Origin of the sequence: Blautia sp. CAG:237 (assembly GCF_000436615.1) — a bacterium.
GTDB lineage: Bacteria > Bacillota > Clostridia > Lachnospirales > Lachnospiraceae > Blautia_A > Blautia_A intestinihominis.
In genome coordinates this window covers 17,426-35,981 of sequence record NZ_FR886726.1, presented here as the reverse complement: position 1 = coordinate 35,981, position 18,556 = coordinate 17,426, and the positions used below count along the sequence as shown (strand labels likewise).

16 protein-coding genes, 2 tRNA genes and 1 riboswitch are annotated in these 18,556 nt (G+C 46.1%); of the genes, 4 read left to right on the top strand and 14 right to left on the bottom strand.

The features are described 5' to 3' along the window. Positions 1-110: 110 nt before the first annotated feature. Positions 111-198, bottom strand: a tRNA-Ser gene (locus QZL69_RS06515). 198 nt (positions 199-396) lie between these two features. On the opposite strand from QZL69_RS06515, the gene QZL69_RS06510 reads away from it, so the two are divergent. Next, positions 397-1,329 carry a serine O-acetyltransferase gene (locus tag QZL69_RS06510; RefSeq protein ID WP_022214418.1) on the top strand — a complete coding sequence of 311 codons (933 nt, stop codon included), beginning with the start codon at positions 397-399 and terminating at the stop codon, positions 1,327-1,329. Positions 1,330-1,435: 106 nt separating this feature from the next. Beyond that, positions 1,436-1,720: an alcohol dehydrogenase gene (locus tag QZL69_RS06505; RefSeq protein ID WP_022214417.1), complete on the top strand. Its 285-nt coding sequence runs from the start codon at positions 1,436-1,438 to the stop codon at positions 1,718-1,720. Positions 1,721-1,794: 74 nt separating this feature from the next. Here QZL69_RS06505 and QZL69_RS06500 read toward each other — a convergent pair whose 3' ends face one another. Next, positions 1,795-2,865 (bottom strand): 3D domain-containing protein, encoded by a 1,071-nt coding sequence (locus QZL69_RS06500; protein ID WP_243111581.1) that lies wholly within the window; start codon positions 2,863-2,865, stop codon positions 1,795-1,797. Between the two features lie 231 nt (positions 2,866-3,096). On the opposite strand from QZL69_RS06500, the gene QZL69_RS06495 reads away from it, so the two are divergent. Then, positions 3,097-3,169: transfer RNA gene (locus QZL69_RS06495), tRNA-Gly, on the top strand. A gap of 158 nt (positions 3,170-3,327) precedes the next feature. Here the strand turns inward: QZL69_RS06495 and QZL69_RS06490 are convergent. The 11 genes from QZL69_RS06490 to pepT all read right to left on the bottom strand — a co-directional run bounded on the left by QZL69_RS06490 (position 3,328) and on the right by pepT (position 17,051). Beyond that, positions 3,328-4,512, bottom strand: a complete 1,185-nt coding sequence (locus tag QZL69_RS06490) for a phosphoribosylaminoimidazolecarboxamide formyltransferase (protein ID WP_022214415.1) — start codon at positions 4,510-4,512, stop codon at positions 3,328-3,330. Positions 4,513-4,532: 20 nt separating this feature from the next. Beyond that, entirely contained in the window at positions 4,533-5,246 is a 714-nt protein-coding gene (locus tag QZL69_RS06485) for an IMP cyclohydrolase (RefSeq protein WP_022214414.1), read from the bottom strand. Positions 5,247-5,307: 61 nt separating this feature from the next. After that, positions 5,308-5,387: riboswitch (ZMP/ZTP riboswitch) on the bottom strand. A 203-nt stretch (positions 5,388-5,590) separates the two neighbouring features. Next, positions 5,591-7,045: an IMP dehydrogenase gene (gene guaB, locus QZL69_RS06480; protein WP_022214413.1), complete on the bottom strand. Its 1,455-nt coding sequence runs from the start codon at positions 7,043-7,045 to the stop codon at positions 5,591-5,593. Positions 7,046-7,115: 70 nt separating this feature from the next. Then, positions 7,116-7,619 (bottom strand): DUF6106 family protein, encoded by a 504-nt coding sequence (locus QZL69_RS06475; RefSeq protein WP_022214412.1) that lies wholly within the window; start codon positions 7,617-7,619, stop codon positions 7,116-7,118. Positions 7,620-7,708: 89 nt separating this feature from the next. Next, positions 7,709-9,334 (bottom strand): chaperonin GroEL, encoded by a 1,626-nt coding sequence (gene groL, locus QZL69_RS06470; RefSeq protein ID WP_022214411.1) that lies wholly within the window; start codon positions 9,332-9,334, stop codon positions 7,709-7,711. A gap of 38 nt (positions 9,335-9,372) precedes the next feature. Further along, the gene (gene groES, locus QZL69_RS06465; protein WP_022214410.1) at positions 9,373-9,657 is read right to left on the bottom strand and encodes a co-chaperone GroES; all 285 of its coding nucleotides are present in this window, start codon (positions 9,655-9,657) and stop codon (positions 9,373-9,375) included. A 335-nt stretch (positions 9,658-9,992) separates the two neighbouring features. Continuing rightward, a complete protein-coding gene (gene codY, locus QZL69_RS06460; protein WP_022214409.1) occupies positions 9,993-10,778 on the bottom strand; it encodes a GTP-sensing pleiotropic transcriptional regulator CodY in 786 nt (261 codons plus the stop codon). 130 nt (positions 10,779-10,908) lie between these two features. After that, positions 10,909-12,981, bottom strand: coding sequence for a type I DNA topoisomerase (gene topA, locus QZL69_RS06455; protein ID WP_022214408.1), 2,073 nt, complete (start codon positions 12,979-12,981; stop codon positions 10,909-10,911). A gap of 47 nt (positions 12,982-13,028) precedes the next feature. Further along, the gene (dprA, locus tag QZL69_RS06450) at positions 13,029-13,916 is read right to left on the bottom strand and encodes a DNA-processing protein DprA (protein ID WP_022214407.1); all 888 of its coding nucleotides are present in this window, start codon (positions 13,914-13,916) and stop codon (positions 13,029-13,031) included. A 35-nt stretch (positions 13,917-13,951) separates the two neighbouring features. Beyond that, positions 13,952-15,496, bottom strand: a complete 1,545-nt coding sequence (locus QZL69_RS06445; RefSeq protein WP_022214406.1) for a YifB family Mg chelatase-like AAA ATPase — start codon at positions 15,494-15,496, stop codon at positions 13,952-13,954. A gap of 337 nt (positions 15,497-15,833) precedes the next feature. Beyond that, positions 15,834-17,051, bottom strand: a complete 1,218-nt coding sequence (pepT, locus tag QZL69_RS06440) for a peptidase T (protein WP_022214405.1) — start codon at positions 17,049-17,051, stop codon at positions 15,834-15,836. Positions 17,052-17,249: 198 nt separating this feature from the next. Between pepT and QZL69_RS06435 the strand changes: the two genes are divergently transcribed. Beyond that, the gene (locus tag QZL69_RS06435; RefSeq protein WP_022214404.1) at positions 17,250-17,483 is read left to right on the top strand and encodes a helix-turn-helix domain-containing protein; all 234 of its coding nucleotides are present in this window, start codon (positions 17,250-17,252) and stop codon (positions 17,481-17,483) included. Positions 17,484-17,592: 109 nt separating this feature from the next. Here QZL69_RS06435 and QZL69_RS06430 read toward each other — a convergent pair whose 3' ends face one another. Beyond that, the gene (locus tag QZL69_RS06430) at positions 17,593-18,525 is read right to left on the bottom strand and encodes a YARHG domain-containing protein (protein WP_022214403.1); all 933 of its coding nucleotides are present in this window, start codon (positions 18,523-18,525) and stop codon (positions 17,593-17,595) included. Positions 18,526-18,556 lie beyond the last annotated feature (31 nt).

The following is an 18,556-nucleotide window of genomic DNA, read 5'->3' as shown; positions in this document are numbered from 1 at the left end:
TTTGGAGACCCCTATCATACCATTTGACCAATCCCCTATATTATTGGAATAGTTGCAATTTCATCTGCAACAAGATGAATTATAGCAGATAATATTCTGTTTGTCAATAGCGGAGATGGAGGGATTTGAACCCTCGCGCCGGTTGCCCGACCTACCGCATTTCGAGTGCGGACCCTTCAGCCACTTGGGTACATCTCCGAATCTGAAACAGAATGTTCTGACCATGTTCCATTATATAGTCAGATCGCGGAAAGGTCAATTCTTTTTTTGCCGGGAAAAGAATCTTTTGTTGACGCGAAAACAATCCTATAATATGATATAAGGAAAGAAATCCGCAGAGTAGTAATACACCAAGTATTAGCATCTTTGCAGAAATTGCGGAAAGAGGTTAGATTCATGAACAGAAAAAAAGATGTGATTCTCAAAGCTACCGAAGCTTTGACCGAGAATTATAAAAAAGAAGAATTATTTATGCCAAAGAACAACCGTGAGCTTCCGAGCAGGGCAGCAATCATTGATGTTGTCAAGCAGCTTCGTTCAGTTATTTTTCCAGGATACTTCTGGAATGATTCGGCAGCGAAGATCTTCCCGGAGCATTTTGCAGGATATCGCCTGAATGACCTTTATGACATGCTCAAGGGACAGATCGAGATCGCACTTCTGTATGCGAATCCGGAACTTGAGCAGGATGGAGCGCAGGAAGAGGCAGACCGTATCTGTGCAGGATTCTTTGAGCAGCTTCCGGATGTGCAGCAACGTCTTCTGAAGGATGTGCAGGCAGGCTTCGACGGTGACCCGGCGGCCAAGAGTAAGGAAGAAATCATTTCTTCTTATCCAGGTCTGTTTGCAATCTATGTATATCGTCTGGCACATATTTTATATAAAGAAGAAGTTCCGTATATTCCGAGGATCATGACCGAGTATGCACATGGCAAGACAGGTATCGACATCAACCCGGGCGCAACGATCGGTGACTATTTCTTTATCGACCATGGAACTGGCGTTGTTATCGGTGAGACAACGGAGATCGGATGCAATGTGAAGCTTTATCAGGGTGTGACTCTTGGTGCGCTTTCTACCAGACAGGGACAGCAGCTTGCCAATGTCAAACGTCATCCAACGATCCGCGACAATGTGACGATCTATTCCAATGCATCTGTACTTGGCGGTGAGACTGTGATCGGAGAAAATACGATCATCGGTGGTAACACTTTCATCACAGAATCCATTCCGGCAAACACCAAAGTCAGTGCCAAGAGCCCGGAACTTGTGATCAAGAAATCAAGAAGTGCCGTTTCCAAGACAGATGTCTGGGACTGGGAAAACTAGGTCATTTTATGTATATAAAAACAAGAAAAAATATAAAATAAAAAAAATTGAAAAAATTAAAAAAACCTGTTGACAAATACTGAGTAATAAGATATACTCAATATCGTTGAAGCGAGCGAAACACAAACGCAACGCAAGCACAGCGATCGTATTCGATATCCCGTGCGGTCTTGATTTCGAAAAGACCGCACGGGCAGGAATCGAGGCAATGGAGGACTTTTTCCGTTCGATCAAGATGCCTGTCAGCCTGCATGAACTTGGACTTGACCTTGATGATCAGCAGATCCATGAACTCGCTTTTAAGTGCAGTTATGAAGATACCCGCACGATCGGCGTGTTCAAGCAGCTCAATATGAAAGACATGGAAAAGATCTATACCATGGCAAGATAACTTTTTATAAAAAATCTCCGGCAGGATTCCGTAAATCGGTTCTGCCGGAGATCTTTTTGTTCCAGAATATTTATTTACTGAATGAGATAAACGTCGGTGTAGTAAACGCCCTTTGCCTCTCCCTCTGCATGTGTTGCCACATAAATGTCAATGCAGTTTGTCTTGATCGCGCCGCCGCAGTCCTCTGCCACATAAACCTGTCCATTGATCACGACCTTGCTTCCGTAAGGAATCTGAGACGGATCTACAGCGATCGTATGGTTTGTCGTCGCTGTCACACCTGTTGAAGTGATTCCGTTGGCATATGGCCCGCAGCAGATGCTGCACGGACAGTAATGTGTGATCTTGAACACACCAAGGTCTTTGAGCTTGGCATCTGATGAGGCTGCTACTGCCTTTCCGATCTGAACGCCATTCTGTTCAGTAACACTCTCATCTGTTTCCAGCGCATCCGAAAAGACTCCTTTTCCACTGCTTTTGTGAAGAGTGCCTGCATCTTTCTTCGTATCTATGGAAGCTTCTGTACTCTCCTGACCATCTGAGACATTCAGACAGCTTGTCGGGATATAGCCTTCCTGCTCTGTGCCGTCCGCATTCTGGTATTCGATCCTGCTCCAGACATTGTTGACAGTTCCTGTCCGCTTCACCTCGTCCAGTTCCAGGACTTCTCCGACAACCTCTCCGTCCTTCTTTCCCGGATAATCCAGAATACTGCTGTCGGACGTTACTTCAACCTCCTCTGCATCCATCGATACGATCTGATTCTCGCTGTTAAGTGCCTGTGTCTGTATGTAACCTATGACTTTCTCTCCGTCAGCCTCAGCTTCCACCTTGCTCCAGCCATTGTCGCAGATCGCAGTCTGTTCCACCTGATCTCCGAGCGATACCGCTGCAAGCTCTGCACTGCTGTCAGAAGGCATCGTATAGATTCCTGTCTTTCTGGCTGTCACATAGAGTGTCTCCTGATGTGCTGCCACCTGAACCGTATTTCCCTTGCCGTCATCTGTTTCAAACATCTGCACAGCCTTATTTTCTTTCTGTGTATCCTCTACTACAGTATTATAATCTGGAACTTCGCCATAAACCAGAGATGCATGACACAACAATACACTCCCCAGTAAAAAAGCCGTCGTTCTCTTATTCACAGATCTTGTCACCTCTTTCTGATTTACCTTCGCCAGTCTCCCGGCGATTCTGTGTGTATTGTAGCACATGAACTTCGTGATTTCAAAATTTACACAAAATTTTCACCGTTTTTTATGCCAGAAAATATTTTTTTAATTTTTTTCAAAAAAACATTTGACAAATACAAATTCATCTGGTATAGTATGTCTTGTCGCTGAGGAAAACAAATAAAACTTCCAAACAGAACACATGCGATAGTGGCGTAGTTGGTAACGCGCGACCTTGCCAAGGTCGAGACCGCGGGTTCGAGCCCCGTCTATCGCTCTTAAGAATCAGGATTCGATCTTGGTTCTTTTTTTGTCTGTAATTCTTTATCTGTCAGATATTATCTATACAAAAAAGCAGAGGAAACTTTGATGGGATCTTCCCGAAGTTTCCTCTGCTGTATCTGAAATTCACATTTCAGACCTTGTTCTTTATTCTTAGTGGTGGAACAGACGGATTCCTGTGAACGCCATTGTCATGCCATATTTGTTACAGGTTTCGATCACTGCGTCATCTCTCACGGAGCCGCCTGGCTGTGCGATAAATTTCACGCCGCTCTTGTGTGCTCGCTCGATGTTATCACTGAACGGGAAGAATGCATCAGATCCGAGTGTTACATCGGTAAGCTGATCGAGCCATGCACGTTTCTCTTCTTTTGTGAAGACTGCCGGCTTCTCTGTGAATACGTTCTCCCATGCTCCATCTACCAGAACATCCATGTATTCGTCGCCGATATAAACATCAATCGCATTGTCGCGCTCTGCCCTGCTGATGGTATCTTTGAACGGAAGAGAAAGAACCTGCGGGCTTTGACGGAGGAACCAGTTATCTGCCTTCTGTCCTGCAAGTCTGGTGCAGTGTACACGGGACTGCTGTCCTGCGCCGACACCAATCGCCTGTCCGTCCTTGACAAAACATACGGAATTGGACTGTGTATATTTCAGGATAATCAGAGAAACTTTGAGGTCGCGCTTTGCTTCTTCTGTAAGTTCTTTACTCTCGGTTACGATGTTGGAGATCAGCTCGTCGTCGATTGCAAGTTCCTGACGTCCCTGTTCGAAAGTCACGCCATATACCTGCTTGTGTTCCAGCGGAGCCGGTACATAATCCGGATCGATCTCGATCACGTTGTAATTGCCTTTTTTCTTCTGTTTGAGGATCTCAAGGGCTTCCTCTGTGTAACCCGGTGCGATCACGCCATCGGAAACTTCTCTCTTGATCAGCATTGCTGTGTCTTTGTCGCAGACATCAGAAAGAGAAATAAAATCACCGAAAGAAGACATACGGTCTGCACCTCTCGCTCTTGCATAAGCGCAGGCAAGCGGGGAAAATTCTTTCCAGTTCATATCATCTACCCAGTAGATCTTTGCAAGTGTTTCTGTCAGCAGAAGTCCGACTGCTGCACCTGCAGGAGAAACATGCTTGAAAGAAGTTGCTGCCGGAAGTCCTGTTGCTTTCTTGAGGTCACGTACAAGCTGCCAGCCATTGAATGCATCGAGGAAGTTGATATATCCAGGTCTTCCTGAATGAACTTTGATCGGAAGCTCACTTCCGTCCTCCATGTAGATCCTGGAAGGTTTCTGGTTCGGGTTGCATCCGTATTTTAACTGTAATTCGTTCATCTTATCTCATCCTCCGTATCTTACTTGTTTTTGTTTACGATCTTTGTCTCATAGTTTCCTGTTGCGATGTCGATGTAACGTACAAACAGGGAAACTTTGTTGTCTTCGTTCAAGCTGTTCCAGAGAAGTTCTGTGAATGCTTCCATATCGTCCGGAATATCTACGAGTTTCGGTTCTCCTTCAAAGCTTGGGAGCGGATTTCCGTCGCATTTGTAAGTGTGGATGAAACGTCCCTCACCTGGAATTGCTTTTTCGTATGCGTAAGTGTAACGGAGGCAGGCATCCGGATTTCCGTTGTCGCTCTTGAGGATTGACATTGCGTAACTGTATTCGCCGTTTTCGATGTGCATGACACCGGAGATCCTTGGTGTATAGTTCGGTCCGTCCGGCTCAAATTCGCGGGATCTTAAGGACTGTTCGAAGGTGAGCTGTTTGTCCATTCCTTCATAGATCGTGTCTGTCTGATCGCCGTTTGTCACGATCGTCTTATTTCCCAGTACACGTACCGGAGCATAGATGATCAGGCTCGGATCTGTCAGTTTGGATGGATCAAATGCCTGTGTGCGGATTCCCTCTCCATCCTCGACAAATACTCGATTCCTGCTGTTTTCACTTCTTCCCATGATAAAATAAGCTGTTACTGCTTTGGTTCCGTCTGCGGAACGTCCAATGATGATTCCTCTTCCCGGATAAGAGTTGCTTTTCAGTTCATTTTCCAGTGAAATTCTTTCCATGATTCGTCTCCTTTAGTGTTGTAATAAGATACAAAAACCGCCTGGGTAGTCTGTTGCTTACACAGGCTGCCCAGGCGGTCGGCACGTTACTTACTGCACTCCCTGTAGGTGATCCTACTTCCGCCAGTCATGCAGTCGTTATAATATCATAATATGTTACTGTTCACTTCGTTCACAGTAACTTGGTCAAAATGCCTTCCAAATCACCTACGGTGATAGCATTTTGCCCTGTATGTCTCGGGATTTTGCCATATTCATGGCAAAACACCTCGCGGGATACTACCTGCGAACAATTACATAATATACTACTTTATTTAGTTTCGCAAGAATAAAAATCAAAACAATTATTCATCCACGCTGTAGTTCGGAGCTTCCTTGGTGATGTGGATGTCGTGCGGATGAGATTCTTTGAGGGATGCAGCGGAGATCTTGATGAATTTTCCGGTTGTCTTAAGCTTCTCAATGGTTTCTGCTCCACAGTATCCCATACCGGAACGAAGACCGCCCATAAGCTGGAATACAGTGTCCTCAACATGTCCCTTGTATGCTACACGTCCTTCTACACCTTCCGGAACGAGTTTCTTCGCATCCTGCTGGAAGTAGCGGTCCTTGCTGCCGTTCTCCATGGCTGCGATAGATCCCATACCACGGTATACTTTGTATTTACGTCCCTGGTACAGTTCGAAAGTTCCCGGGCTCTCGTCGCATCCTGCAAAGATGCTTCCCATCATGCAGACATTGGCTCCTGCTGCGATCGCCTTGGTGATATCTCCGGAGTATTTGATTCCGCCATCTGCGATGATCGGGATACCATAGCGGTTAGCTACTTCATAGCAGTCCATAACAGCTGTGATCTGTGGAACACCGATACCTGCAACGACACGTGTCGTACAGATGGAACCAGGTCCGATACCAACTTTGACAGCATCTACACCGGCATCGATCAGAGCCTTGGTAGCTGCTCCTGTGGCAACGTTTCCTGCGATCACCTGAAGATCCGGATATGCATCTTTGATCTGGCGTACTGCACGGAGGATATTCTCGGAATGTCCATGTGCGGAGTCTACAACGATAACGTCTACATTTGCCTTAACAAGTGCATCTACACGTGCAAGAACGTTAGCTGTGATACCAACGGCTGCACCGCAGAGCAGACGTCCCTGTGCGTCCTTGGCTGCAAGTGGATATTTGATCTGTTTCTCGATATCCTTGATCGTAATCAGACCTTTTAAGTTAAAGTCGTCATCTACAATGGGTAATTTTTCTTTGCGGGATTTGGCAAGGATCTTCTTTGCCTCTTCAAGAGTGATTCCTTCCTTGGCTGTGATCAGTCCCTCGGATGTCATGCACTCTCCGATCTTCTTGGAAAAGTCTGTTTCGAATTTGAGGTCACGGTTGGTAATGATACCGACCAGTTTTCTTCCCTCTGTGATCGGAACACCGGAGATACGGAATTTCGCCATCAGGTTGTTCGCATCTTCAAGGGTATTGTCAGCGGATAAAAAGAATGGATCTGTGATAACACCGTTCTCAGAACGTTTTACCTTGTCTACTTCGTCTGCCTGTGCTTCGATAGTCATATTCTTGTGAATAATACCGATACCGCCCTGTCTCGCCATGGCGATCGCCATCCTGTGCTCAGTAACTGTGTCCATTCCTGCGCTCATCATAGGAATGTTCAGTTTAATCTTCTTTGTTAAATACGTTGCGACATCTACCTGATTCGGAATTACTTTTGAATAAGCCGGAACTAAAAGAACGTCGTCAAATGTAATTCCTTCACCAATGATAGTACCCATTGCATTTCCTCCCTTGTATATTATGTTATTTTGAATTTGTTCCATAGTTTAACAAAAATAATTTACAGTGTCAATCCAAAAAAACTTTGCTCGGGGCTGAATTTTTGATAGCCTGCTGCATCGTTTCATCCGGTTCGATAATGATCTTGCAGTTCTCGCCCTTGTCCCTGGTGATGATCGCAAAACGCTTATGGGATGGATTTCCGGAAGAATAGTCCAGTGTCTTCATCTTACTGTTGCTGTTGTAATAATCCAGGCGGTGTGAATCCAGAGAGGCTACAAGGTCAGCCTCCCTGATGTTCACTGTCTTGGCCTTCTTACGTTTGGATTTCGCCATGACCATGTCAATGTCCATCTCTCCGTTTACAAAAAGATACTCGTATTCGAGGTCTGTCTTCGGCACGATAAAGTAGCATGCGATTCCAAGCACAACTGCTGCCAGAAGGAACAGGAAATTGAATAAAAGTCCTGCTACAGCGGCAAGCACGGTCAGACCGATCAGGCCATATTTTGTTATGGCGTCTTTGGATGTCGGCTCTTTCTTTACCAGAAATTCAGAATATAAATCACTCATCTCTGTTTTCCTTTCTTTTGTTTTTCATTATTCTATCATAAAAGAAGACCAGCGTCTATGACGCTGGTCTGATATTTAGAAAACTTTAATTACATCATTCCGCCCATTCCTGGTGCGCCTGCCGGCATAGCCGGAGTATCTTCTTTGATCGTTGCAACTACGGATTCTGTTGTAAGCAGAGTGGATGCAACACTTGTAGCGTTCTGAAGGGCACTTCTTGTAACCTTAACCGGGTCAAGGATACCTGCTCCTACCATGTCTACATATCTCTCGTTCAGGGCATCAAATCCGATTCCTGGCTCAGATTCTCTTACTTTATTGATGATGACAGAACCTTCCAGTCCTGCATTTGCAGAAATGTGGAATAACGGAGCTTCCAGAGATTTGAGGATAACATTTGCACCTGTCTTCTCATCACCTTCCAGAGTTGCAACCAGTTCAGCAACTTTCTTGGAAGCATGGATATAAGCAGATCCACCGCCTGCGATGATTCCTTCTTCTACTGCTGCTCTTGTAGCTGCAAGAGCATCTTCCAGACGAAGTTTTGCTTCTTTCATTTCAGTTTCAGTTGCAGCACCAACACGGATAACAGCTACGCCGCCTGCCAGTTTTGCAAGTCTTTCCTGTAATTTTTCTTTGTCGAATTCGGATTTTGTCTCTTCGATCTGTCCACGGATCTGTGCAACACGGTCTTCGATTGCTTTCTTGTCTCCAAGTCCGTCAACGATAACTGTGTTTTCTTTTGCAACTTTGACAGATTTTGCACGTCCAAGCTGCTGCATGGTAGCTTCTTTGAGGTCCAGTCCAAGTTCATCAGAGATTACCTGTCCGCCTGTCAGGATAGCGATATCCTGAAGCATTTCTTTTCTTCTGTCACCATATCCAGGAGCTTTGACAGCTACTACCTGGAAGGTTCCTCTTAATTTGTTTACGATCAGAGTTGTCAGAGCTTCACCCTCCACATCCTCAGCGATGATGAGAAGTTTGGCACCTGCCTGAACAACCTGCTCCAGTAATGGAAGGATCTCCTGAATGTTGCTGATCTTCTTGTCAGTGATCAGGATGTATGGATCTTCCAGATTTGCTTCCATTTTTTCCATGTCTGTAGACATGTATGCGGAAATATATCCACGGTCAAACTGCATACCTTCTACCAGGTCAAGTTCTGTATGCATGGTCTTGGATTCTTCTACTGTGATAACACCGTCGTTGGAAACTTTTTCCATTGCGTCTGCAACGAGCTGACCAACTTCTTCATCACTTGCAGAGATTGCAGCAACGTTTGCGATCTGTGCTTTGCCGCTAATCTTCTGGCTCATTTCTTTGATAGCTTCTACTGCTGTGTCAGTAGCTTTTTTCATTCCTTTTCTGAGGATGATCGGGTTAGCGCCTGCTGCCAGGTTCTTCATTCCTTCGTGAACCATTGCCTGAGCAAGAACAGTTGCTGTTGTAGTACCATCACCAGCTACATCATTTGTCTTGGATGCAACTTCTTTGATGAGCTGTGCGCCCATGTTTTCGAATCCGTCTTCCAGTTCGATCTCTTTTGCGATCGTAACACCATCGTTTGTGATGAGCGGAGCACCAAACTGTTTGTCAAGTACTACGTTTCTTCCTTTTGGTCCGATTGTTACTCTTACTGTATCTGCAAGTTTGTTTACACCAGCTTCAAGTGCGGCTCTTGCTTCTGCGCCGAATTTAATTTCTTTTGCCATGATGACTGTCCTCCTAAAATAATGTCGATTTAATATAATTATTCAACGATTGCAAGAATATCATTCTGTTTTACGATGATGTATTCTTCGCCGTCAAGTTTTACTTCTGTTCCTGCGTATTTGGAGTAGATAACTTTGTTTCCTACTTTAACTTCCATTTTAACTTCTTTGCCTTCAACAACTCCGCCAGGTCCTACAGCGATAACTTCTGCCTGCTGTGGTTTCTCCTGTGCCTGACCCGGAAGTACGATACCGGATTTTGTTGTTTCCTCTGCTTCTAACTGTTTTAATACAACTCTGTCGCCTAAAGGTACTAATTTCATGATCTATTTTCCTCCTTTATTGTTGCCTTGCTTTTCGATTACTAGCACTCATTTCGTTTGAGTGCTAATCACTGTCCTTATATTATTTAATTCCGTTATTTTCTGCAACTCTTTTCATCGTCATAAATTACTGTATTTTTAGATATTATCTCTTTTTTTCTTTGATTTTCTTTAATTTTCTTATTTTACTGTTTTTCAGTAATTTTTTATACAGGATCAGCGGACACGCATCCGGTGCCTCCTTGCTGTACAGCGCAAAAAAAAGCTCCTTCTCACCAGACATACGCCCGATGAAGAAGAGCTTTCTTAGACTCTTATTTCTGATCAGTCTCTGATCATGCTTTCTTGTTTCTCTGTGCTTTGATCTCTTCGAGTTCGTCGAAGATCACTTCATTGAGAACCTTGATGTAGGTTCCCTTCATACCGGAAGAACGGGACTCGATAACACCTGCACTCTCGAATTTACGGAGCGCATTTACGATCACGGATCTGGTGATTCCCACACGGTCTGCAATCTTGCTCGCAACCAGGATTCCCTCTTCGCCATCCAGCTCGTCAAAGATATGGATAATCGCTTCCAGTTCGGAGAATGACAGAGTGTTGAAGGCTGATTTGACAACCTGCTGCTTACGGTCCTCTTCTGCATTCTCTTCGTGTACTGCACGCATCATTTCAAGCCCTACTACGGTTGTGCCGTATTCACTGACAATGATATCCTCGATATCGTATGGCTTATTATCACGATACATGAAAACTGTTCCCAGACGTTCGCCGGCAATATCGATCGGATTGATGATACCCTGGCAGCTGCTGTCAACGTGCTCAAACCCTAAAGTCTGAAGATTCACATTTTCCTTAGTTGATAAAACTCCCAAAAAACGCTCGTTCAACAATTCATCTACGTGTCCGCCAACGTTATCCTCAATCAGTTCAGTTATTTCCTTCACACCCGGGCATAAACTGATGCCTAAGACTTTGCCCTTCTTGCTCAGTACCAGGATATTGGAACTTAAAGTCTCCATCAGAACCTGACAGATGTCATTGAACACAACCTTACTGGAACTGCTATTGTGCAAAAGTTTGTTAATTTTTCTTGTTTTATCTAACAACTGAACGCTCATCTTGGCCTCCTTCAATGATTTATTCGATGTAACCATCTTTATAAGATAATAGTACACGCTTCACCACGAAAAAGCAAGATATTTTTATATTTTTTTCGATTTTATCTGCATTTTCAGAAAATTCTTATATTCAGTCTTCTTCTTTTGTTTTTGCCTCTACATAACCGCAGGTTTCCTGACTGCAGACCAGTTTATTTCCTTTTTCGATCATATAGCTTCCGCAGACAGGGCACTTCTTGTCTGACGGTTTCTGCCAGGACATAAAATCGCATTCCGGATTGTCAATACATCCGTAATACTTACGTCCCTTCTGTGTTTTCTTAAGGACGACATCCTTGCCGCATTTCGGGCAGGCAACACCGATCTTTTCGTAATAAGGCTTGGTGTTTCTGCACTCCGGGAATCCCGGACAGGCAAGAAATCTTCCGTGAGGTCCGTACTTGATGACCATATTTCTGCCGCAGACATCACAGACTTCCTCTGTGACTTCATCCTGGATATCAACTTTTTCCAGTTCTTTCTCAGCTGCATCTACGTCTTTCTTGAGGTCAGGGTAGAAGTTTCTGACAACCGTCTTCCACTGGACAGTGCCTGCCTCCACGCAGTCCAGAAGGCCTTCCATCATCGCCGTAAAGCGCACATCCACGATGCTTGGGAATGCCTGTTTCATGATGTTGTTGACAACCTCTCCAAGTTCTGTCACATAGAGGTTCTTCTGTTCCTTGGAAACGTAACGTCTGCTGATGATCGTTGTGATCGTAGGCGCATAAGTACTCGGTCGTCCGATGCCCTGTTCCTCCAGCGCCTTGACGAGGGACGCCTCTGTGTAATGTGCCGGCGGCTGTGTGAAATGCTGCTCCGGTTTGAGTTCTTCCAGAGTAAGTTTCATGCCTTTTTCCAGGGACTGACTCAGGACATTGCCTTTCTGGTTATCCTCTTCCTGTGTATAGACGGATAAGAAACCATCAAATACTACCTTGGAAGCCGCAACGGTGAAAGTATATTCTCCTGCTCCGATCTTTACAGAAGTTGTCTCATATCTGGCTGCCGCCATTCTGCTGGCAGTAAAACGTTTCCAGATCAGCTGATACAGACGGAACTGGTCTCTGGAAAGAGATTCCTTGATCATTGCCGGCAGTCTGGTGATGTCGGTCGGTCGGATTGCCTCATGCGCATCCTGGATCTTCTGCTCTTTCTTGACAGATTTCTCTGTTACAGATACATACTCTTCTCCGTACTGCTGTCCGATGTATTCTCTTGCGGCTGCATCTGCCTCCTGGGAGATTCGGGTGGAATCGGTACGCAGATAAGTGATGATACCTACTGTGCCGCTTCCCTTGATGTCAACACCCTCGTATAACTGCTGTGCCAGACGCATTGTCTTCTGTGTGGAAAAATTGAGTGTCTTGGATGCTTCCTGCTGCAGAGTACTGGTGGTAAAAGGAAGCGGAGCATTCTTGATACGCTCACCCTTCTTGACTTCCGTGATCTCATACTCTGCATTTTCCAGTTTCGCAAGAAGTTCTTCCATTTCTTTCTTATTGTGAATCGGCATTTTCTTGTCTGTGCCGTAGAATTTCGCCTTGAGAGGTTTCTTCTCTCCTTTGACACGGAATTCACCATCCAGGCTCCAGTATTCCTCTGGAATGAATGCATTGATCTCATCCTCACGGTCACAGATGATACGCAGTGCTACAGACTGCACACGGCCTGCACTTAAGCCTCTCTTGACCTTGACCCAGAGAAGCGGGCTGATGGTATATCCTACCATTCTGTCCAGCATTCTTCTCGCCTGCTGTGCATCTACCAGGTTCATATCCAGATCCCTTGGCTGCTTGATAGAATTCTTCACGGCCGTCTTGGTGATCTCATTGAAAGAAATCCTGCGCATCTTGGCCGGATCTTCCTTCAACGCCTGCATCAGATGCCAGGAAATCGCCTCTCCTTCACGGTCAGGGTCAGTTGCGAGATAGATCTTGTCTGCTTTTTTTGCAGCCTTACGAAGTCCCGCAAGGAGCTCTCCTTTCCCACGGATCGTAATATATTTCGGCTCAAAATCGTTATCCACATCGATTCCGAACTGACTCTTCGGGAAATCCCTCACATGTCCGTTTGATGCCTGTACATCATAATTACTTCCAAGAAATTTTTTTATGGTTTTTACTTTTGCAGGTGATTCTACTATCACCAGATATTTCGCCATGCTACCTCTCCTACTTTTGCTAAACTCTCCGGGATCTTTTTGTTACCTTAAGTCTCTTTTATATAGTAATGTCTGCCGATCTCCCGGACCAGGCCCGACAGTTTTAATTCCAGTAAAAGGCTCCCGATCTTCTCTGGTGGAAGTCCTGTTTTCTGGATCAGAAAATCCGTAGATTTTGGTCGTAAATCGAGACAACTATACACCAATTTCAAATCGCTTGCAAGTCCTAAGTCATTTTTTTCGGGTGATTTTACTTTATTTTCACAATTAAACCCCAGTTCCCGAAGCAGGATTTCCGGGCTGTATGCGATCCCTGCACCGTCATAGATCAGCTTGTGACACCCCATACTCAAGGCCTCATTTACAGGTCCCGGAACCGCATAAACGATTTTTCCCTGATCCAACGCCCACTGTGCTGTGATAAGCGATCCGCTCTTTTCGCGCGCCTCTACAATAAGTACCAGATCTGCAAGTCCACTGATGATCCTGTTTCTCGCAGGAAAAAAATAGTTCCTCGCCCGCATGCCCGGCGGCTGCTCACTCAGGATCCCTCCATTTTCTCTCAGGATGCGGGCATATAAAGGGCGATTCCCGCTCGGATAACAGATATCGACACCTCCCGCAAGAACCGCATAGGTCGGTGTGCCGCCTTCCAAGGCTCCTTTGTGTGCCTCTGCATCAATCCCATATGCCATGCCGCTGATGATCTGCACCCCGGCACTACTCAGGATCTTTGCATAGCGAAAAGCCTGGATTCTCCCATACGGGCTGCACGCCCTGGCGCCTACGATCGCTGCTGTCGGCTTCTTCGCATCCGGCAGGTTTCCTTTCGCAAAAAGTATCTCCGGCATTTTGGGGTAATTGTTCAGTTTTTGTGGATATTCTGCGCTTTTGCTGCTGATCTGCCGGATTCTTTCTTCTGGTTTTTCTTCCATATAAAATACCTCGTCCTTTTCTTTTTTATGACACTTTAATTCCAGTATTTTTTATCAAATGCACGATAGGATAACGCTTCCCCTATATGGTGCTTCTTTATGGCTTCACAGTGATCCATATCCGCGATCGTTCTTGCGACTTTGAGCAGGCGGTGGTATGCCCTTGCACTGAACGGCATATGTTCAAAAGCCATCTGCAAAAGATTTTTCCCCTCTTTATCCAGCTGGCAGAATTTTTCTATCTGGCTTCCTTTGAGTTCTCCGTTAAACTGAATTCCTTCATTCTTGTATCTTTCCCGCTGCAGCTCCTGTACTTTTGTCACACGCTCCCGGATCGTGTCTGTCGATTCTCCGATCCGTCTGCTGCTCAGGCCCTCGAAATCGACTGGCGTGACATCCGCACAAAGATCCAGGCGGTCGAGAAGCGGCTGGCTGATCCTTCCCTGATACTGCGAAACCTGTGCCGGTGTACAGCGGCAGCGGTTCATATCCGGATAGTGTCCGCAGGGACAGGGATTCATCGCCGCGCACAGGATAAAATCTGCCGGAAACTCATACGTCCCATACACTCTCGCGATCCGGATCACCTTATCCTCCAGAGGCTGTCTCAGGATCTCCAGGCTCCTTCTGGAAAACTCCGGCATCTCATCCAGGAAAAGCACGCCTCTGTGTGCCAGTGTAACTTCCCCCGGTCTCGGATTTCGCCCGCCGCCTGCCAGTGCCTGTGCAGAGCAGGTATGGTGCGGGCTCCGGAACGGCCGGCTTCGCACCAGAGGATCGTCTGCCGGCAAAAGTCCGGCAATGCTGTAGATTTTTGTCAATTCCAGTCCCTCCTCCAGTGTCAGAGGCGGCATGATTCCCGGGATCCGCTTGGCAACCATCGTTTTGCCAGCTCCCGGCGGTCCGATCATCAGAAGGTTGTGAAATCCGCTGACCGCGATCTCTACTGCCCTTCGAAGACTTTCCTGTCCTTTGATCTCACAGAAATCTGCTTTCTCTTTGTTCTCTGCGAGCAGGATCTCGGCTTCTTCTATGTGGTAACTTTCCGGTTTTCTCAGATACTGGATCATCTCATTCAGATCTTTTACCCCGATCACTTTCATATCCGGGATCAGTCTCGCCTCCCGCAGATTTTCTGCCGGAACAACGCAGAAACGGCATTTTTCTTCCCTCGCCCGGATGATCATTGGCAGGATCCCTGAGATCGCATGGATATTTCCATTCAGGCTGATCTCGCCTGCCATCATAACTTTCTGAAGCTGCTCCGGTTTCAGTATCCCGGATGCGGCAAGCACTGCTGCCGCGAGAGGCAGGTCGAATCCCGCTCCTTCCTTCTTGATATCTGCCGGGGCAAAATTGACCGTGATCCTCTTTGGCGGAAGTGCGATCCCGTTATTCTTTAAGGCTGTCCGCACCCGGTCCTGCGCCTCCTTTACCTGTGCAGAAGGAAATCCGACCATCGTAAAAGAAGGCAGGCCGTCACTGACATCTGCCTCCACATTGATCGGATGCACCTCCATGCCCAGGATTGCTGCTGATAATACACTCGCAAACATGGTACTCCTTTCTTTCAGTGGCATCCCCGATCTGCCTGATATTCAATTGTTGTTTTGTATTGGAAATATATAAGATAAAATAGAAAAAAGAAAAGCCTACTACTAATACCAGGCTTTTTAAAGAAATCTGCTCTTGTTTTATTATAATTTATCCTGTTCTGAAATTCAAGAAAAAAGGAGCCGCAGATCCAAATCCGCCGCTCCTGTCGTTACTGTTCACTCCGTTCACAGTAACTTGGTCAAAATGCATTCCAAATCACCTTCGGTGATGGCATTTTGCCCTGTATGTCTCGGGATTTTGCCATATTCATGGCAAAACACCTCGCGGGATATTACCCGTGAACAGTTACCTCCTGTCACTTTATTTTGTAAACTGTAAGATAATGTTTTTGATGATCTCTTTCGCTTTGTCCATTCCTTCTGCCGTGATATGCTCAAACGCTCCATGGAAGCCATAGCCGCCAGTTCCAAGATTCGGGCACGGAAGTCCCACAAAGCTGAGTCTCGCGCCATCTGTGCCGCCGCGGATCGGGGCAGCATCAGGTTCTACACCTGCCAGCTCGCACGCTTTCTTTGCGTAGTCGATCAGTTCCATGCATGGTTCGATCTTTTCACGCATATTTCGGTAGGAATCTTTGAGTATCAGTTCTACTGTCCCATCGCCGTATTTTTCATTTATAGCCGCTGCAATGTCCTGCATCAGCCTCTTGCGGTTCGCATAGCTCTCGGAATCGAAATCACGGATCAGATAGCTCAACCTGGATTCTTCCACCGTTCCTGTCATTTCAATCAGATGGAAAAATCCCTCATATCCTTCTGTATATTCCGGTGCTTCTTCCGGCGGCAGCATTCCCTGGATCTCCATTGCGATCTTCTGCGAATTTTTCATGATTCCTTTTGCCTCACCCGGATGGACATTCACACCATGGATATAAAATTCCGCGGATGCCGCATTAAAATTCTCAAACTGGATCTCGCCCTCCGGACCTCCATCCACGGTGTAAGCATACGGTGCACCAAATCTTTCCAGATCCAGATGCTTTGCGCCGCTTCCGACTTCTTCATCGGTCGTAAAACTGACAGCGATTTTTCCATGTGGAATATCTCCGTTTATCAGTTCTTCCACCGCCGTCAGGATCTCTGCAATCCCGGCCTTGTCATCGGCACCGAGCAGTGTCGTTCCATCTGTCGTGATCAGAGTTCTGCCCGCCAGTTTCTTTAATTCCGGAAAATCAGCCGGAGACAGTACTTTGCCGGAAGTCCCTAAGCCCACATCGTTTCCGTCATAAGCCTCGATGACCTGCGGACCCACGTTCTCTCCACTGTAATCCGGTGCGGTATCCATATGTGCGATAAATCCAATGGCTGTCTTGTCTTCATATCCTGGCGTTGCCGGAACATGCCCGTACACATAGCCGTACTTATCCATATCTGCATCTTTTATACCGATCTCTCTCATTTCCTGGACCAGCATTCTGGCCAGGTCAAACTGACGCTCTGTCGTCGGTGATGTCTGGCTCTCCTCATCACTGGTCGTCCAGACTCTGACGTATTTCAATAATCTCTCATCTACTCTCATTTCTAGCTCCTTTTGGGTTGAAAAACAGCCCTGCACTGCTTTATCATAATAAATTATATTATAACTTTTTTTGTTTTACGGGTCAACCTGCCCATCCAGTCACACGATTTTTCATTTTTCAGAAGACCATTTTGCTCCATTTTACAGTAGCACACCGCGGACTACTTTATACTTACAGAAACGAAGGAGGTATTTTCCATGAAATATCAGCGTATCCAGGATCTGAGAATTGATTCTGACCTGTCACAGAAACAGCTCGGTGAGATTCTTCACATCAGCCAGCGTTCTTACTCTCACTACGAGACAGGTTCCCGTGGAATTCCGGTTGAAATGCTGATCCGTCTTGCAGATTACTACGATACCACCATTGATTATCTTGTAGGACGAACAGATAACAAAGAACCGATCAAGCCACTCAAAGCAGCCAAATAATGAATCTGCGGTCAAAAACACCCGCCTGACATACACATCTTTTCTGTATGTCAAACGGGTGCTTTTTCTTTCATTACTTATGAAACGGAGCCAGCAGCACGCTCGTCATTTAATTTCCCTCACCGGATTTTCGTTCTTCCCACTCTGCGATCTTGGAAATATTTGACATCTCATATTCATTAAAGATCGAATCCTGCTGTGCATCAAAAGTATCCGGATCTATGGTTCCCTGATACCAGGACTTACTGTTGAAATAATCTGAAATATACTGTGTGACAAACTGTCTGCCATGACGGGCATAAATCTCATTCTTCGCCAGTTCAAGCTGGTCCGAACTGTACACAGCTACTTCCTCATCTGTCAGATAACGACTGTCACTGTCCGGGAAAAAGTACTCTCCTGTCTGTGTATCCGTCTGTGTCGGGTCCGGTTCTTCCTCCGGTATCGGTGTCGCTGTCGGGTCCGGTTCAAGATATACCTGATCTCTGCTCATGATGCAGTTCACGTTCGGATAAACGCTGCTGACCGGGTCACCTGTCGCAATCCTTACATACAGCTGTCCTTTATCAAAAATAATATTCCCGGCAGCCCTGTTTCCCACAGAGTCGTTAAAATCAAATCTTGCTGCATTTCCGGCTACTTCTGCCGTAACATCTGCCGAAACAGACTGGCTCTGATTGCGGTCGGTCTGATAAAAACTGAACGAAATCTTATCCAGACTGATGTCGTAGACATTGATCGTTGCAGTTCCATCCGTACTGTACCAGTAATCCCAGAAATCATTCGGGTCAAAAGCCGCCACGACCGTCGGAACCGGGGTCGGTGTTGCTGTCGGCCTCGGAGTCGGACTCGGAGAAGGTGTCACAGAAACAGTCGGAGCTGCCGTCGGTACATTCTTAAGTGCCTCCATCGCCTCCTGCTTTTGTCTTGCCTCGATCCTGGTCTTTCTGATCCCTGCCAGCAGAATTGCAGCTGCACCAAATATAATAAAAAGTGAGATCAGGATCTTCAGCAGTATCTTAAGTCTTTGTTTTTTTCTCATCTGTGTCACCTCGATTTTCCGACAGTTTCTT

Excerpts from the sequence above, each read along its gene's own strand:
- QZL69_RS06445 (WP_022214406.1), bottom strand. The coding sequence starts at position 15,496 with ATGCCACTGAAAGAAAGGAGTACCATGTTTGCGAGTGTATTATCAGCA.
- QZL69_RS06485 (WP_022214414.1), bottom strand. The coding sequence starts at position 5,246 with ATGGAAAGAATTTCACTGGAAAATGAACTGAAAAGCAACTCTTATCCG.
- QZL69_RS06475 (WP_022214412.1), bottom strand. The coding sequence starts at position 7,619 with ATGAGTGATTTATATTCTGAATTTCTGGTAAAGAAAGAGCCGACATCC.
- groL (WP_022214411.1), bottom strand. The coding sequence starts at position 9,334 with ATGGCAAAAGAAATTAAATTCGGCGCAGAAGCAAGAGCCGCACTTGAA.
- dprA (WP_022214407.1), bottom strand. The coding sequence starts at position 13,916 with ATGGAAGAAAAACCAGAAGAAAGAATCCGGCAGATCAGCAGCAAAAGC.
- QZL69_RS06430 (WP_022214403.1), bottom strand. The coding sequence starts at position 18,525 with ATGAGAAAAAAACAAAGACTTAAGATACTGCTGAAGATCCTGATCTCA.
- QZL69_RS06490 (WP_022214415.1), bottom strand. The coding sequence starts at position 4,512 with ATGAACGAATTACAGTTAAAATACGGATGCAACCCGAACCAGAAACCT.
- pepT (WP_022214405.1), bottom strand. The coding sequence starts at position 17,051 with ATGAGAGTAGATGAGAGATTATTGAAATACGTCAGAGTCTGGACGACC.
- groES (WP_022214410.1), bottom strand. The coding sequence starts at position 9,657 with ATGAAATTAGTACCTTTAGGCGACAGAGTTGTATTAAAACAGTTAGAA.
- QZL69_RS06510 (WP_022214418.1), top strand. The coding sequence starts at position 397 with ATGAACAGAAAAAAAGATGTGATTCTCAAAGCTACCGAAGCTTTGACC.
- topA (WP_022214408.1), bottom strand. The coding sequence starts at position 12,981 with ATGGCGAAATATCTGGTGATAGTAGAATCACCTGCAAAAGTAAAAACC.
- guaB (WP_022214413.1), bottom strand. The coding sequence starts at position 7,045 with ATGGGTACTATCATTGGTGAAGGAATTACATTTGACGACGTTCTTTTA.
- codY (WP_022214409.1), bottom strand. The coding sequence starts at position 10,778 with ATGAGCGTTCAGTTGTTAGATAAAACAAGAAAAATTAACAAACTTTTG.
- QZL69_RS06435 (WP_022214404.1), top strand. The coding sequence starts at position 17,250 with ATGAAATATCAGCGTATCCAGGATCTGAGAATTGATTCTGACCTGTCA.